The organism is Neisseria sp. P0022.S009, from assembly GCF_051956675.1.
Taxonomy (GTDB): domain Bacteria; phylum Pseudomonadota; class Gammaproteobacteria; order Burkholderiales; family Neisseriaceae; genus Neisseria.
In genome coordinates this window covers 396910-413560 of record NZ_JBQCXE010000001.1, presented here as the reverse complement: position 1 = coordinate 413560, position 16651 = coordinate 396910, and the positions used below count along the sequence as shown (strand labels likewise).

The 16651-nt window shown below is 49.4% G+C and carries 12 protein-coding genes; 2 read left to right on the top strand and 10 right to left on the bottom strand.

The window, feature by feature from the left end:
- Window position 1 precedes the first annotated feature (1 nt).
- The 6 genes from ACTHUG_RS01980 to ACTHUG_RS01955 form a co-directional block, all read right to left on the bottom strand.
- Entirely contained in the window at window positions 2-754 is a 753-nt protein-coding gene (locus tag ACTHUG_RS01980) for a class I SAM-dependent methyltransferase (protein WP_440386048.1), read from the bottom strand.
- A gap of 48 nt (window positions 755-802) precedes the next feature.
- Window positions 803-2428, bottom strand: coding sequence for a sigma-54-dependent transcriptional regulator (locus ACTHUG_RS01975; protein WP_440386047.1), 1626 nt, complete (start codon window positions 2426-2428; stop codon window positions 803-805).
- Window positions 2421-4007, bottom strand: a complete 1587-nt coding sequence (locus ACTHUG_RS01970) for a two-component system sensor histidine kinase NtrB (protein ID WP_440386046.1) — start codon at window positions 4005-4007, stop codon at window positions 2421-2423. Before ACTHUG_RS01970 ends, ACTHUG_RS01975 begins: the two co-directional genes overlap by 8 nt.
- Before the next feature lie 70 nt (window positions 4008-4077).
- Window positions 4078-6381, bottom strand: coding sequence for a DNA topoisomerase IV subunit A (parC, locus tag ACTHUG_RS01965; RefSeq protein ID WP_440386045.1), 2304 nt, complete (start codon window positions 6379-6381; stop codon window positions 4078-4080).
- A 208-nt stretch (window positions 6382-6589) separates the two neighbouring features.
- Window positions 6590-7912 (bottom strand): MFS transporter, encoded by a 1323-nt coding sequence (locus ACTHUG_RS01960; protein WP_440376891.1) that lies wholly within the window; start codon window positions 7910-7912, stop codon window positions 6590-6592.
- Between the two features lie 197 nt (window positions 7913-8109).
- Entirely contained in the window at window positions 8110-9153 is a 1044-nt protein-coding gene (locus ACTHUG_RS01955; RefSeq protein ID WP_440386044.1) for a LacI family DNA-binding transcriptional regulator, read from the bottom strand.
- Between the two features lie 257 nt (window positions 9154-9410).
- Between ACTHUG_RS01955 and pgi the strand changes: the two genes are divergently transcribed.
- Complete coding sequence (gene pgi / locus ACTHUG_RS01950) at window positions 9411-11051, top strand: glucose-6-phosphate isomerase (RefSeq protein WP_440386043.1); 1641 nt, start codon at window positions 9411-9413, stop codon at window positions 11049-11051.
- A gap of 171 nt (window positions 11052-11222) precedes the next feature.
- Here the strand turns inward: pgi and ftnA (ACTHUG_RS01945) are convergent, their stop codons facing one another.
- Together ftnA (ACTHUG_RS01945) and ftnA (ACTHUG_RS01940) are read right to left on the bottom strand one after the other, a co-directional pair.
- Window positions 11223-11720: a non-heme ferritin gene (gene ftnA, locus ACTHUG_RS01945; RefSeq protein ID WP_003686798.1), complete on the bottom strand. Its 498-nt coding sequence runs from the start codon at window positions 11718-11720 to the stop codon at window positions 11223-11225.
- Window positions 11721-11736: 16 nt separating this feature from the next.
- A complete protein-coding gene (ftnA, locus tag ACTHUG_RS01940) occupies window positions 11737-12222 on the bottom strand; it encodes a non-heme ferritin (protein WP_003686837.1) in 486 nt (161 codons plus the stop codon).
- Window positions 12223-13591: 1369 nt separating this feature from the next.
- On the opposite strand from ftnA (ACTHUG_RS01940), the gene ACTHUG_RS01935 reads away from it, so the two are divergent.
- Entirely contained in the window at window positions 13592-14848 is a 1257-nt protein-coding gene (locus ACTHUG_RS01935; RefSeq protein ID WP_440386154.1) for an AmpG family muropeptide MFS transporter, read from the top strand.
- A gap of 66 nt (window positions 14849-14914) precedes the next feature.
- Here ACTHUG_RS01935 and hpf read toward each other — a convergent pair whose 3' ends face one another.
- Together hpf and rpoN are read right to left on the bottom strand one after the other, a co-directional pair.
- Window positions 14915-15229 carry a ribosome hibernation-promoting factor, HPF/YfiA family gene (hpf, locus tag ACTHUG_RS01930; RefSeq protein WP_003748344.1) on the bottom strand — a complete coding sequence of 105 codons (315 nt, stop codon included), beginning with the start codon at window positions 15227-15229 and terminating at the stop codon, window positions 14915-14917.
- A gap of 49 nt (window positions 15230-15278) precedes the next feature.
- The gene (gene rpoN, locus ACTHUG_RS01925; protein ID WP_440386042.1) at window positions 15279-16634 is read right to left on the bottom strand and encodes an RNA polymerase factor sigma-54; all 1356 of its coding nucleotides are present in this window, start codon (window positions 16632-16634) and stop codon (window positions 15279-15281) included.
- Between the last annotated feature and the right edge of the window lie 17 nt (window positions 16635-16651).

Genomic DNA, 16651 nt, shown 5'->3' with positions numbered 1-16651 from the left:
TCTAGTCTTCAGACGGCCTTGTCGGAAGGTAAACGTCAAAACGCGTGCTTTTGCCGGTGTATTGATATGCCGGTTTGCGCCCGTCGAGAAACTCTCCCAAGCGCGGACGTTTGACGACAATGCGCTTTTTGGCGGTATCCAATGCCGCATCCAACAACTCGGCTTCGTCTTGTGCCGCGCCGACCAAGTCGTGGAAATAGGCCATTTCTTTTTTCACGGCGGCGGTTTTGCGGCGTTCCGGGTACATCGGGTCGAGGTACACCACATCGGGCCTGCCGTTTTGCGCAGATAATTCCTGCATCAAATCAACGGCATTGCCAAAGTGCAAAGTAATTCGCTGGGCAATCTCCCGTGTTTCTTCACTTTGCCCCGCCCTGTTGAGGCCGTCTGAAAGTAGACAGGCAACCGCAGGATTTTGTTCAAAAGTGTGTACATTCAAACCCAACGAGGCAAGCACGAAGCTGTCGCGCCCCAGTCCGCCGGTAGCGTCCCAGACAGTCGGTTGCGCAGTATGGTTGACGGCTTTGGCAATCAGCTCGCCGCCGCCTTTAGTGCGCCGATAATGGGCGGCACCGCCATCAAAATCAACGCGGACACGGCCTTTTTCACCGGCGCGGCATAAACTGATGCCGCTTTCGTCAGCAATAAGGAAACTGCCTGCTTCAGGCTGCCGGTCGATAACGGTCAACCCAAAAGGCACGACAAGGCTGCGAAGTTCGGCAGATGCGGTTTCGTCAAAATAAATCTTGTACATAAGGCTTATGTTTCAGACGGCCTGGAAAACTTGGGCCGTCTGAACGTTTTAATTGATGTCCAAGCGTTCCATGCGGTAGCGCATAGAGCGGAAGCTGATGCCCAAAAGTTTGGCGGCTTGGGTACGGTTGTAACGGGTTTGCTGCAAGGCCTGTTCGATGATGCTGCGTTCCACCTGGTCGAGGTAATCCTGTATCTGCATGGTGCGCGGATCAAACGGCGGAATGGGGCTGTGATTGAGCGTGGTTTGGCGCGCGTCAGGTTCGGCGATGTCGTCAAAAGAAAGGCTGCTGCGATCGGCTTTGGCCTGCGGGGCGTTTTGAATCTGCAAGTCGTCCACCTGTATCACTTGGCCGACCGTCAGTGCAACGGCGCGTTCGAGGATATTCTCCAGCTCGCGGAAGTTGCCGGGATAGCTGTAATGCAGCAGGGCTTCTTGGGCTTTGGGGCTGAGTTTGTAGGTTTGATTGCCGTGGCGGTGTTTGTACAGCAAATACAGAATCAGCGCGCCCAAGTCTTCGCGCATTTCGCGTAAAGGCGGCATATGCAGGGAGACAACGTTGAGGCGGTAATACAAGTCCTGGCGGAATGCGCCGCTTTCAACCAAGGCTTCGAGGTTTTTATGGGTTGCACAAATAATGCGTACGTCCACAAAGGTTTCCCGCGCATCGCCGATACGGCGCACGGCTTTTTCTTGGATGGCGCGCAGAAGTTTGACCTGCATGGCAAGCGGCAAATCGGCAACTTCGTCGAGAAACAATGTGCCGCCGTCGGCGTGTTGGAAAAAGCCGAGACGGTCTTGATCCGCGCCGGTAAAGCTGCCTTTTTTGTAGCCGAAGAATTCGCTTTCCATCAGGTTTTCAGGAATCGCACCACAGTTGACGGCAATAAACGGTTTGTCGGCGCGGTCGGACAGCTCGTGAATCGTGCGCGCCGCCTGCTCTTTACCGGTACCGGATTCGCCGGAGATATAAACGGGAACCAGGCTGCGTGCCAATCTGCGAATCAGGTGGCGTACTTCGACCATTTGCGGCGAAGTACCCAACAGGCGCGGCATATCGTCGTCGCCTTTCAGGATAGGCTCTTCTTGCAAAGCAGGATTAATGTTGCCGGTTGAAAACCGCTCTTTTAAGGAATTGAGCCCTTCCGGAACGGTCAAAGGCCGGTTAAATTCACTCTGTACGCTCTTGGGCGGCGTAACAACAGGCTTGACCGGCTGGGGTTCGGGTTTATACAGGGCGGCAGAAACAGGCGCAGGCTGAGATTTGACTTTTTCAGACGGCGTGGGTTCGTTGGTATTGTCTGAAACCGATACGGCCGATTTAACCAATGAACGCAGTTGCGACAGCGTAATCGGTTTTTGCAGATAGTCAAACGCGCCTGCTTTCAAGGCTTCAACGGCTTGGTCGGCATTGCCGAAAGCCGTAATCACAGCAACGGGCGTATCGAGCATCAACTCATCGATGTATTGGACAACCTCGAGACCTGAACCATCGGGCATACGCATATCGGTCAACACCAGCGAATAATCGTTGTTGTCCAGCTTGTCTTTGGCTTCTTCAACACCCGCCGCAGTATCGACGCGCAGACCCATTTTCATCAGGGTCATTTCCATCAGGTCGCGGATGTCTGCCTCGTCATCGACAATCAAAACCGGCTCTTGCAATTTATTCATCCTGCGCTTGCTCCTTCGGTAAAATCAGTTCGAACCCGTTCATTTCAGGGTGATAATGCAGCTGTCCCATATTGGCGTGTGCCAACTCGCGTGCGACGTAAAGCCCCAAACCGGTGCCTTGTTTTTCGGTGGTGTAAAACGGCTCGAACAGATGATTTCGTACATCCGGCGGCACGCCTTTGCCGTTGTCCGCCACTACGATGGAAATATGCATCCTGCCGCTGGGGCGGATCAGGACGGTAATGGCGTTTTCGTCCTGACGGCTGTGTCGCCAAGCGTTGTTGCACAAGTTCCACATCACTTGCTGCAAGTGCATGGGATCGACCAATACGGTCAGGTTGTTGCCGTCCATATTCATACGCAGACAGCCGATGGCATCGGGATTGTTCAAGGTAAATTCCTGCTTGAACTCCAACCAGAATTTCATCAGATTAATCGGCTGGCGGCTGATGTTGTCTCGTTTGTTAAGCAGGGATACGTCTTCCAACATCTTGTCGATGCGTTGGATATTGCTGTCGATAATGTTGTAGAGCTTGGCCTTGAGCGGGTCTGCCTCGTCGCCTTCCTGCAACAAATCGCTGGCATGGCGGATGGCGGACATCGGGTTGCGGATTTCGTGGGCAAGGTTGGCAGTCAATTGACCGAGCGAAGTCAGCTTGGTGGACATGGCTTCCGCAGCCACTTCACGCAATGAGCGGACATACAACATCAGCAGCTCGGTTTGCTCCTGAATCAGCGGTACGGCTCGGACGTGCATGGCGTGTTGGAAAATATGGATATCGGTTTCAAAAGGTTTGTCGGGTTGGCGCTGCCATCGGGCCACCAGTTCGCCAAACACGATTTCCTGCTGATCGATAATCAGGCTGGGAAAATAGATTTTTGCCTGTTTGTTAAACAGCCACACGCGCTGGGTCGCATCAATCACCACCACCGCTTCCTGTACGCGGTTTAAAACCAAATGGTTCAGGCCGCTGATACGGCGGTAGGCCAATTGATGGCGGCTGGCAGACTCTGTGGCCTGTTCGAGATAACGGGCGGCAAACGAGGTCAGCATCGCCACCAGATAGCTGGCGCCGATCAGCATTAAAGAATTCGCCACTGATTTTGCGTCCCAATTAAACGAATCGAAACGCATACTGCCGTCTAAAAACAGGTTCAAAATAAACAGCATTGCCGTATAGCCTGCGTACAGCATGGGGTAATGGCCATAACTGAGCAGACACGACGTGGCGACAAACGGCAAAACCAAAATCCCGAAACCTGAAGCTGTACCGCCGGAGATATACACTAAAACCATGATCATGGTAATGTCGACCACGGCGCTGGCGTTGGGCAAATCCAAGGATTGCCACTGCCAGCCCGGGCGGAGCACGGAGAGCATAATCAGGAAGAAATACAGCGTTATCCAGATATAAAACTCAACCGCCGGCAACGAAACGCCAATCAGATTGCCGCCCGTGTAGCTGCCGAAAGCGTGCAAAACCAAAAGCGGCAAGACGATGGCTATTCGGGCGATGTTGATGACGCCGGGAATCCGCTCCCTCAGATTACCCAGCTCTTGAAGATTGGCTCTGTTCATAAGTGAACCTTTTTTATTTTCATGCAATGTCGTAGTAAATTTAATTTATTTGAATATATTGGTTTTTGCCTTAAGACAAACTTTTCAGACGGCCTGATATTTCCAATACTTTGCCTTTTTTACCGCGCTTGCCGTCAATATCGGCAATCCGCAGTTTTTCCTGATGCTCGGCGCCGCGCCGGCCGACCGATACAACGGTAAACTCAGGAGCAGTCGTTACCATAACGTGTTCCAAAGACGCGCCGTCGGTCAGCGACATCAACTGCAAACCGCGCCCTTTGGGCATGACTTTGAGTTCGCCGATGGAAAACGCCAAGAGGCGGTGGTCGCTGCTGGCCAGTACGATTTTGCAGTCGGGATTGATGAGCGAAGAAGCATAGACGGCAACCGGAGGCAGGACGGTTTCACTGCTATCCACGGTCATCACTACTTTGCCCGCTTTCACGCGTCCGACCATATCGGCCAACTTGGCGATGAAGCCGTAGCCGCCGCTGCCTGAGAGCAGGTAGTGCTGTTCGGGCTGACCGGTAAGCATAGCGACGGGTTTTGCGCCGTTTTGCAGCTCGATTAACGATGAAACCGGCACGCCGTCGCCGCGTCCGCCGGGGATTTCGGCGGCATCGAGCGTGTAGGTTCTACCCAATGAATCGAGAATGACGACGGGCAAAACGGTTCGGCCTTCGAGGGTTTGTTTGAGGCGGTCGCCTTCTTTGAATGCAGTTTGGCTCAAATCGAGGTTGTGTCCGGCACGGCTGCGTATCCAGCCTTTTTCCGACAGAATCAGCGTGATGGGTTCGTCGGCGGTGGTTTGCGTCAACACGGCGCGTCCGGCTTCTTCCACCAGCGTGCGGCGCGCATCGCCAAACTGCTTCATGTCCGCCTGCATCTCTTTGATAATCAGCTTGCGTTTTTCGTTTTCGTCGCCCAAAAGGATATTCAGACGGCCTTGTTCCTCACGCAATTCGTTCAATTCTTTTTCGAGTTTGAAACCTTCCAAACGCGCCAACTGACGCAGGCGGATTTCCAAAATGTCTTCGGCTTGGATTTCGGTCAGCCCGAACGCCGCCATCAAATCGGCTTTCGGGTCGTCTGATTCGCGGATGACTTTAATCACTTCGTCGATGTGCAGAAAGACTTTCAGACGGCCTTCAAGGATGTGCAGCCGTTTTTCCACTTGGTTCAAACGGAATTTCAGACGGCGTGTTACGGTCACGACGCGGAAATCCAGCCATTCCTGCAAAATCGTTTTCAGGTTTTTCTGCGCGGGACGGTTGTCCAGCCCCATCATCACCAAGTTCATGGACACATTGCCTTCCAGCGAAGTCTGCGCCATCAGCGTGTTGATGAAGGTATCCGTATCGATGCGGCTGGATTTCGGCTCGAACACCAAACGCACGGGATGTTCGCCGTCGGACTCATCGCGCACACGGTCGATTAAATCCAGCATCAGCTTTTTAGTATTGAGCTGGTCTTGGTTGAGCTGCTTTTTACCCGCTTTCGGTTTCGGGTTGGTTTGCTCTTCGATTTCGGCAAGGATTTTGGCGGAATTGGTGTTAGGCGGCAGCTCGGTCACAATCACGCGCCATTGTCCGCGCGCCAGCTTCTCGATTTCGTAACGCGCACGCACGCGCACGCTGCCTTTGCCGGTTTCGTAAATCCGGCGCAATTCGTCCGCCGGCGTGATGATTTGACCGCCGCCGGCAAAATCGGGCGCGGGAATGTACTGCATCAGGTCGGCGGTTTCCAGCGTCGGCTTTTTCAACAGCGCAATCGCCGCCTGCGTGACTTCGTTCAAATTGTGTGACGGAATTTCGGTCGCCATGCCCACTGCAATGCCTGACGCGCCGTTGAGCAAGACCATAGGCAGACGTGCTGGCAGGTGCAGCGGTTCGTCAAACGCACCGTCGTAGTTCGGCACGAAATCCACCGTCCCCTGATTGATTTCGGACAACAGCAATTCCGCAATCGGCGTCAGCCGCGCTTCGGTGTAACGCATCGCCGCCGCCCCGTCGCCGTCGCGCGAACCGAAGTTGCCGATGCCGTCGATTAAGGGGTAGCGCAAGGTAAAATCCTGCGCCATACGCACCATCGCTTCATAGGCGGAACTGTCGCCGTGCGGATGGTATTTACCCAAAATTTCGCCGACCACGCGCGCCGACTTCACCGGCTTCGCGCCCGCCGTCAAACCCATATCGCGCATGGCAAACAAAATACGCCGTTGTACAGGTTTCTGGCCGTCTGAAACTTCAGGCAGCGCGCGGCCTTTGACCACGCTCATGGCGTATTCGAGATAGGCGCGTTCGGCGTACTGACCTAACAGCAGGTAGTCTTCGCCGATAGGAGATGGACTTGGAGCGGAAATGTGTTCTGTCATCAGGATGGTAAAACGAAATCAATTAAAGAAGGATATTGTAAAGCAAAATCGGCAGTCATAGCCAATTTGAGTGATGAACGGTAGTGCAGCAACAATAAGGCTTACCGAATCAAGTTGGCAAATATGATTTGTTTCGACCAAAAAGGCCGTCTGAAACCCTTTCATGTTTCAGACGGCCTTTTTATTTTGGTTTTAAATCAAAACTTCGTTATTCTGCAGTAGCCGGTTTGGCCGCAGTTTTAATGGTTAAGGTCAATGCAGCGGCAATAGCCAGGGAAACACCTGCAAAAGTCATCGCGTTGGCAGGGTTTGAACCCAAGAAGGTTTTGTACACCCAGCCGAAAGATACGGTTTCAATCAGCATAGGAATCACAATCATCATGTTCACAATACCCATGTACACGCCGTAACGTTCTTTAGGGATAGAGCCGACCACAATCATAAACGGCACGCCCATCATACTTGCCCAACCGACACCGAAACCAATCATCGGCGCAAACATCAGGTATTTGTTGCCGATGTGCGGAATGGTGAGCAAGGCCAGCGCGGCAAGGGTTACGGCAAAGGCGTGAACATATTTGGCGGCGTATTTGCGCGCCATCCACATCAGGCCGAAGGCGGAGATAAAGGTTACCACGTTGTAGAAACCGTTTACCAGGCCGGTCCATGCAACCGCTTGGCTATACGCTTCGGTATTTTCAACGGTCGAGTCCCAGACGGATTGGACGATACTGTGGGAAATATATTGCCAGTAGATGAAGAGCGCGTACCATTGGAAGAGATACACCAAGGCCAGCTGCCACAGGGCAGTCGGCATTTCGCGCACGGCAACGACAATATCTTTAACAGCATGGGCCGGACCGCTCGGCTGGGCTTTAATGGCCGCCATTTCTTCAGGGCTGGGCTCGCGTTCGGCCGTTGATAAAACGGTAACCAAAACCGAACCGATGGAGCAGACCGCACCAATATAAAACGAACCGAATACCCAATACGGAATGCCCGCTTCGGAAGTTTGTTGCAACCAGCCGATTTGTTGAAAGATATAGAGGGAAACGTTGGCCAGGGTAATGCCCAAGCCGGTAAACACAGACTGCATCAAGAAACCGGTGGATTGCTGGTGTTCAGGAACGGTATCGGCAATAAAGGCACGGAAAGGTTCCATTGCCGTGTTGTTGCTGATGTCCAAGAGCCACAGCAGCAATACGGCCACCCACAAGGCGGTAACGTGCGGATAAATAAAGAGGCAGAGGCTGCAACCGATGGCGCCGATCAAGAAATACGGACGGCGGCGGCCTAATCCCGGCACCCAAGTGCGGTCACTCATCGCACCAATCATCGGCTGCACCAGCAAACCGGTAATCGGACCTGCCATATTCAAAATTGGCAACTGGCTCGGGTCGGCATGAAGAAAGCTGAAAATCGGATTAATCGCAGTTTGCTGCAACCCGAAGCTATATTGAATACCGAAGAAACCGAAGTTCATCAGCATAATCTGGCGAAGTGTCATCGCCACTTGTGGGGAGATTTTCATAGGAAGGCTACTCCTGGGTAATAAACTATGGAAACAACAAACTCCAATTTCAGCGGTATGACGCTTTTATTGTATTTGGGCTGCCCTTTTTACTGAGGCAACTCCGTTTTCAGACGGCCTTTATTTTGACCGTTTACATGATTCTTATTTTGATGTGTGTTTGTGTTGTTTAAAGCTTATTTTCAGGCCGTCTGAAACTATTTATTAATCACAGACTGACGCCAGATGGTTTCCCCAACGACCTTGACTGGCTGAACCGAGCCGGTCGGGTGTTCAATGTATTGAAACAGCAAATCCGCCGCCATCGCGCCCATACGCAGATAAGGCAGCTCGGTACTGGTCAACGGCGGAAACAGCATCTCCGCAATCGCGCTGTGGTTATCATAGCCGGCAACCGAAACTTGCTCGGGAACCCGCACACCGCGCGTCCTCAAAATCCCGTACACGCGCACGGCCATTTCATCGTTGCCGCAGCAAATTACCGTCGGCGGAAGCGGCAAAGACAACAGTTTCAAAATAGCCGAAATCAAAGATCCGCTGTCATTGCTGAAGTCAGGATAACCAGTTTGCACCAAATCAGGATCGAAGACAATATCCGCATCCGCCAAAGCACGGCGGTATCCGGCCAATCTCAATCTCGTCGCTTCCACGCCCGGCTGCAAAGTCACATAAGCAATCCGTTTGTGTCCGCTTTGGATAACCCGGTGCACCAAGCCATACTGCCCTGCTTCGTCATCCGGCAAAACCGACGGTGTACCTGCCAAATCAAAACAGTTGACCAACACCATCGGACAACGGTTGGGCACTTCCGGCAGCAATACTTCCTGATGGAAACCTGCCACATATAAAATCCCCTCGGCACGATGCTCCATAAAGGTACGAATCAGCGGCTCCATCTGACCGGGCTGACCCGGCTTGTTGTCGATGTCGGCAATCATCAAAATCTTGCCTTGTGCACGAATCTGCTGCTGAATGCCCTTAATCAAGAACATATCCGGTATACCGTGCCCGCCCGTATTCTCGCCTGTCCGCGAAATGGCGCCGGTAATCAGACCGACCAATCCGGAACGGTGTGACCGCATAATCCGCGCCGCAGAAGACGGGATATAGCCCAAAGCAGCAATCGCTGTTTCTACTTTGGAACGGGTTTTATCACTGACCGACGCATCGCCGTTAATCACCCGGCTGACCGTCTTGGGAGATACCCCGGCATAAGCAGCGACATCATAAATTGTAGCCATCTTACGGACCCGTCCCGACAAGATTTCAATAATGTTACATAGGATAACACAGCAGACATCGGTGTCATACCCCCTTTTTTACAGAAACTTGATGATAATCAACCGTTTCTATTGCATTTTGCATACATTCCTTAAACAAAACCACCCCCGCCATCTCCCAAAACCTGTTCAAATTTGTTAAACTACAAGCCACTACAAAAAAGCAGGAAATACCTATCTATCCTGCTTATTTTACCGTTACATACTAAGGAAACGAGATGACCGCATACTCAGACGCATGGCAGGCCTTGGAAGCCCATCATGCCGCTACTCAACACGTTACCCTGCGCGAACGCTTCGCCGCAGATGCCGAACGTTTCAACAATATGCACGAAATTCTGCACGGCTTGTTATTTGATTACAGCAAAAACCGTCTGGATGAAAATACCCTTGATTTATTGTGCCAACTGGCCGAAGCAGCCGATTTGCCACAATATATGCAGGCCATGAGCAGCGGCGAAAAAATCAACACCAGCGAACACCGCGCCGTCCTCCACACCGCCCTACGCCTACCTGCCAATGCCAAACCTGTTTACGTCGACGGCGAAAACATCGTGTCCAAAGTTCATCACGAACTCAACCGCACCCTCGAATTCGCACGCCAACTTTTAGACGGCACCCACGCAGGCATTACCGGCAAACCCATTACCGATTTGGTTCACATCGGCATCGGCGGCTCCGATTTAGGCCCGCGCATGGCCACACAGGCGCTGCAGCCTTATTGGCAAAACATCCGCGTCCACTTTGTCAGCAACTCCGATGATGCCGACCTGACCCAAACCCTTCTCGGCCTCAACCCCGAAACCACCGTATTCAGCATTGCCAGTAAATCATTCCGCACACCGGAAACCCTGCTCAATGCCTATGCGGCGCGTACTTGGTACCGTGATGCAGGTTTGCCTGATTCCGGCATCTACCGCCACTTCTGCGCCATTTCCGCCGATGTGGCCGCAGCCCAAAACTTCGGTATCTCCCCCGACAAAGTTTTCGCCATGTCCGACTGGGTCGGCGGCCGCTATTCCGTCTGGTCGCCCATCGGCCTGCCACTGATGGTTGCCGTCGGCGAAAAAGCGTTCCGCAAAATGCTGGCTGGCGCACACGCGATGGATACCCATTTCTTCGAAACGCCATTCCGCCGCAATATTCCCGTCCTGATGGCACTCATCAACGTTTGGTACAACAACTTCCAACATTCAGACGGCCAAACCGTTGTCCCATACAGCCACAACATGCGCCTCTTTACCCCATGGCTCAACCAACTCGATATGGAAAGCCTCGGCAAACAGCGTACTTCAGACGGCCAACCCGTTTCCTGCACCACCGGCGGCATTGTCTTTGGTGATGAAGGCGTCAACTGCCAACATGCCTACTTCCAGCTTCTGCACCAAGGTACGCGTCTGATTCCCGTTGATTTCATCGTCCCCATGACCACAATCTACGGCAACCACCGCCAACACCGCTTTACCGTTGCCAACGCCTTCGCCCAAGCCGAAGCGCTGATGAAAGGCAAAACCTTAGACGAAGTGCAAATCGAATTGGCCGCCCTACCCCAAGACGAACGCGACCGCCTTGCACCGCAAAAAGAATTCCCCGGCAACCGTCCGAGCAACAGCCTGCTCATCGACAGCCTGACGCCTTTCAACCTCGGCATGCTGATGGCTGCTTACGAACATCGTACTTTCGTTCAAGGCGTGATTTGGCGTATCAACCCCTTCGACCAATGGGGCGTGGAATACGGTAAAGAGCTGGCCAAAACCATCGAACCCGAACTCGAACGCGGCACGCCTGCACACGACAGCTCCACCAACGGTCTGATCGCCTTCTACCGCAACTGCAACGCAAGATCGAAGGCCGTCTGAAAATAAAATGCCCGTAAGACAAGCATATCTGCCTGTCTTACGGGCATTTCAAAACCTAATCGGCGGTAAGAATGAACCGTTAAAGCACCGCACTTTTAGACAAAAGTAGCTAGATTTTGATATAAAAAAAGGCTAAATCGATAATGACTTAGCCTTTTTCATCAGACTTGATTAGTTGTTTGTTGTTAATGCGCCTAAATCTTTATCAACTAAGAACAAACCTTTACCATCTTCACCAAGAAGATTTAATTTATCCAAAATTCCACTGAATAATTTTTCTTCTTCATGTTGTTCAGCCACATACCATTGTAAGAAGTTAAAGGCAGAGTAGTCTTTCTCTTCAAAAGTTCTACCAACTAATTCATTGATTTTAGAGGTAATTAACTTTTCATGTTCATAAGTTAATTCAAGTACTTGTTTCAATGATGAAAATTGATGAGGTGGTTCATCAATTTGTGTGATGATAGCCAATGCGCCGGTCTCATTTAAATAAGTGAAGAGTTTACGCATATGCTGCATTTCCTCAGCCGCATGCTCTGATAAAAATTTTGCAGCTCCTTCGAAACCTTGTTGTTCGCACCAGGCGCTCATTTGTAAATATAAGTTAGAAGAATAAAACTCTAAATTCATTTGATCATTTAATAGTTTAATCACGCTATTTGATAACATTTTATTTCTCCTATTCTTATAAAGTTTTTAATTCACGATCAATGTAGTAGAGCGCTGTACCACTTTCACCAAGAAGTTTGAATTTATCAACAATACTGTTAAATAATTTTTCTTCTTCATGCTGTTCAGCTACATACCATTGTAAGAAGTTAAAAGTAGAGTAATCCTTTTCTGCAAAAGTACTCTCAACTAACTCATTAATTTTAGATGTCACTAGTTTTTCGTGTTCAAGTGTTGTTTCAAAAACTTCTTTTAATGAAGCGTAATCGTGTTTAGGGGCGTCAATTTTACCTAACAAAGGCATTCCACTGGTTTCGCTCACATAAGTAAACAACTTTTGCATATGTTCCAATTCTTCATCGGCATGACGAAGTAAAAATGCTGCAGCGCCTTCATAACCATGTTTATGGCACCATGCACTCATTTGCAAATAGACATTTGATGAATACAACTCGAGATTAATTTGTTCGTTTAATTTTGCTGTAATTGACTTACTTAGCATAACTAACTCCTTTTCTTAATGCGGTTAATAGATGTATCACAATACAAAATTTGTATTTGCGGATGAATTTTACTCATTTTATTGAGAATAGTCAATTTTATTTTATCAATTTTTATTGTAACCCATTAATTTAAAAGGATTTTATAAATAAATGATTCTCATTTGGTTCCATTTAATGAAATGAGTTATCAATATCGCCTTTGCCTAAATTCTCTAGAGAAATGATGAGGTGTTGGAAGGAGAATCGTAGATTTCCAAAGTTTTTTGCTCTCACTTATCAACTCCAAAATACTGGATAAATAGAAAACATGAAAATTCAATGTTTTTTATAGAATTACGCATCAAAGCGATATAGTTTCAAAGTAGGTTATCCTTAATATTTGAATGTGACAATTACCATTTATTATTTAACATAATATACATATTGTTGAAAAATCTACTGGTTAACTTCAATCAGGGAAAGCATGAAGAAGTTAGGAAGTTGGTTGGAAAGTTGATTAGGGTAGATTTTATTCAAATGAAAGACTAGGCTATGAAATCAAAATTTGTGTATAAGTTACTGGTAATTTCAAAGTACCTGTACATTTTAATTTGTATATCAATACCAATCGTTTTTATTTATGAAAGCTACCAAGGAGATAATGTTGATTTTATGATTTATATTCATGCTTTTATTATTTTTTCCATATTGGGTGTATTGACTCAATATTCTACATCTAATTTTTTTGAAAAGGAAAAATAACATGATTGAACTATCCATTGAGGATCTGGAACTAATTTATGGAGAAGGCTTAGGAGAGAGAATCCTTCAAGGAGGAGCAAATGGTGCATAAATAGGAGGATCAATTGGTGCAGGTATTGGTCTGGGTGTCGGTATAGCTTTTGGCAGTATTCCTGCCGGACCAGCTATTATGGTCGGTGGCACAATTGGTGCTGCTGTTGGTGCTGCAACTGGTATGGGTGTTGCAGCATATGAGTATTACCAAGAAACTCAGCCTAAAGGGACAGTAACGGTCGGTCCGATTTCTGCTTTTGCTGTGGACAAATCAGGAAACGGCTACACTGACGGCACAAATTACCACTGATATTTCTCATCGTTCAAACGATCTCTAGGGGTCGTCTGAAACTTTCTTAACTTCAATTTTATAAATACACCCAAGCAACCCTTCTTCCGTCCTGAAGTCTCCGTTGCCCGCCAAACCAGTTGTTCCAACAAAAGGCCGTCTGAAACTTAATTTGTCAAAGTTTCAGACGGCCTTTATTCAATAAAGATAGCAGAAGCTCATTCGCCATATTCCCCATCTTTGCTACAATATCCCTTTTCTTTTTTATTGATTCCACTATGACAACCGCACCCCAACCCAGCACTATGCAGCGAATTTTCTCGCGCAGTATGCTGATTTGTATCTTTACAGGCTTCACTTCGGGGCTGCCGCTTTATTTTCTGATCAACCTGATTCCGGCATGGTTGCGCAGCGAACATGTCGATTTGAAAACCATCGGCCTGATGGCACTTATCGGGCTGCCTTTCACTTGGAAATTTATCTGGTCTCCCGTCATTGATTTGGTCAGATTACCTTTTTTAGGACGGCGACGCGGTTGGATGCTGGTTACGCAAATTGGTTTGCTGCTGACCTTGCTCATTTACGCCTTCCTAAATCCTGCTCAGCATTTATATGTAATTATGGGCTTATCGTTGGTGGTCGCCTTTTTCTCTGCCAGCCAAGATATTGTATTGGATGCATTTCGACGCGAAATTTTGTCAGATGAAGAATTAGGCTTGGGCAATTCTATCCACGTCAATGCCTACCGTATCGCCGCTTTGGTACCCGGCTCGCTCAGCTTGATTCTGGCCGACTTAATGCCTTGGCACAACGTATTCATCATTACTGCACTGTTTATGCTGCCCGGTCTGCTGATGACCCTGTTTTTAGCCAAAGAGCCTGATATTCCCCCAACTGTGCCTCGTACATTTGCCCAAACAGTCTCTGACCCTTTCAGTGAGTTCTTCTCACGCAAAGGAATCAAACAGGCCATATTGGTATTGCTGTTTATCTTTCTCTACAAACTGGGCGACAGTATGGCAACGTCTCTGGCAACGCCGTTTTATCTGGACATGGGCTTCAGCAAAACCGACATCGGCCTCATTGCCAAAAATGCCGGTTTATGGCCTGCTGTCATTGCCGGTATTGTAGGCGGTATTTGGATGATAAAGCTCGGCATCAATAGAGCTTTGTGGATTTTCGGCGTGGCGCAATGGGTTACTATTCTAGGCTTTGCTTGGCTGGCAAATTTTGGCAAGTTTGAAACCATCACACTGACAGAGCAAATGATGCTTGCGGCCGTGATTGGTGCAGAAGCAGCTGGTGTTGGTTTAGGTACAGCAGCATTTGTTGCCTATATGGCTCGTGAAACCAATCCAGTATTTACGGCCACTCAATTAGCCCTCTTCACCAGCCTTTCCGCTGTACCGCGTACATTTATCAATGCTTCGGCAGGTTATCTGATTGAAGCGATGGGTTACTTTAATTTTTACTGGCTGTGTTTTGCTTTGGGCATACCCGGCATGTTGCTGCTGTTTAAAGTGGCACCATGGAACGGTAACAAAGCGAATACCCGTTTGTAAGGCTAAATCTCCTTAACAAACAAAAGGCCGTCTGAATGTTCAGACGGCCTTTATCATACAAAAACTTTATTCTGCTTCAGGCTTGACAGTGCTGCGGACATCGCCGCTTTTTTCTTTATGTTTCAAAACAGCGCGGTCGAGTTTGTCCATCAAAACATCAATTGCGGCGTACATATCCTGTTCAATCGCTTCAACGTGCAAATCTTTGCCTGCCAGATGGACATCGGCTTCAGCTTTTTGGCTGACTTTTTCCACCGAGAGCGTGATGGTCACGGAAATGATGTTGTCGGCGTGGCGGCTGATTCGTGCCAACTTGTCGGAAACGTAGTTTTTGATGGCTTCGGTAACATCAAAATTCAGACCGGTGATTTTCAGATTCATGATACAGCTCCTTCGGTTGGTTAGTCCGTCAAAACGGATCGGAATATATCTACTCGGTAAATTTTCGTTTGTGTGCCGGCGGGATGTCTAATGATTCTCTATATTTAGCCACTGTACGTCTGGCGATTTCAATGCCGCGTTGTTTTAATAATTTGACGAGGGCCTCGTCCGAATAAGGTTTGCTGCTGTCTTCGCTTTCAATCAGCTGGCTCAAGACAGCTTTGATTGCGCCTTGGCTGAACCCTTCGCCCTCATCGTCGGCATTGACTGCCTGTGTGAAGAAATAGCGTAACGCAAACAGGCCGCGCGGGCAAGACAAATATTTCTGGTTGGCGGCGCGCGAAATGGTGCTTTCCGCCAAACCCAATTCGGCGGCAGCATCTTTCATCAGCATGGGCGACAGGCCGATTTCGCCGAAGATGAAAAAATCTTCCTGATTTTTGACGATATACTCGGCAAGGCGGAGGACTGTGCTTTTGCGCAATTCCAAAGAATCAATGCGCTGTTTGGCTTCGCTGATTTTTTCCTTCCACTCCGGCGCACCCTCTTCCGCCGATTTCATCAGGTCGCAATATTCCTGATTGAGCTGCAGCTTCGGCCAAGCCTCCTCATTGCTGATGACTTCCCAGCCGTCCTTACCCTCTTTGACCCAAACGTCAGGCTGAATATAAGGCGTAGGCGTGGCAGAGGCGAAACCGTAGGCCGGATAGGGATTGAGCTCGGCAATCATATCGAGCGCGGCTTCTATGGTTTCGCTGTCGGTATCGGGATAGAGTTTGCGGAAACGCAGAACGTTTTGTTTGCGGTTTTTGCCTAACTCTTGAAGCGAACTTTGCACCAAATGCGCGGCCATTTGTCTAGCCGGAGAAGCCGGCAAACGCATTAATTGCAGCATGAGCGACTCGGTCAAGTCTGCCGCAGCCACGCCGGGCGGATCAAAGGTTTGCAATACATCCAGCGCGTTTTGCAGGGCCTCTTCGTCCAGCATCCATTCTAACGGCGTGTGGTCGATGATTTCTTCGAGACTGTCGGTGAGGTAGCCTTGTTCGTCCAAAAAATCAATCAAGACGTGAACATAGGCTGCTTCCACTTGCGAAAGCGGATGCTCGCACACTTGGGCATGCAGATAGTGTTTGAAATCCTCTTCTTCGGCGATGTTGCTCCAAATATCTTCGGCATCGTCGCCGCTCAACTGCTGACCTGCACGCGGCATGGTTACCGCACGGTTGAGCCCGCTATCGGCAAACTCATCGGTTTCCGGACGCTCAAGCAGAGGATTGTCTAATAACCAGTCTTCCACTTCGCGCTCAAGCTCAAGACCCGACATCTGCAAGATGCGCAAAGACTGCTGCAGCCGCTGGTTGAGCTGCTGGGTCTGTTTGAGTTTAAGGACGAGTGAAGACATAATGTTTAATTCGAAAT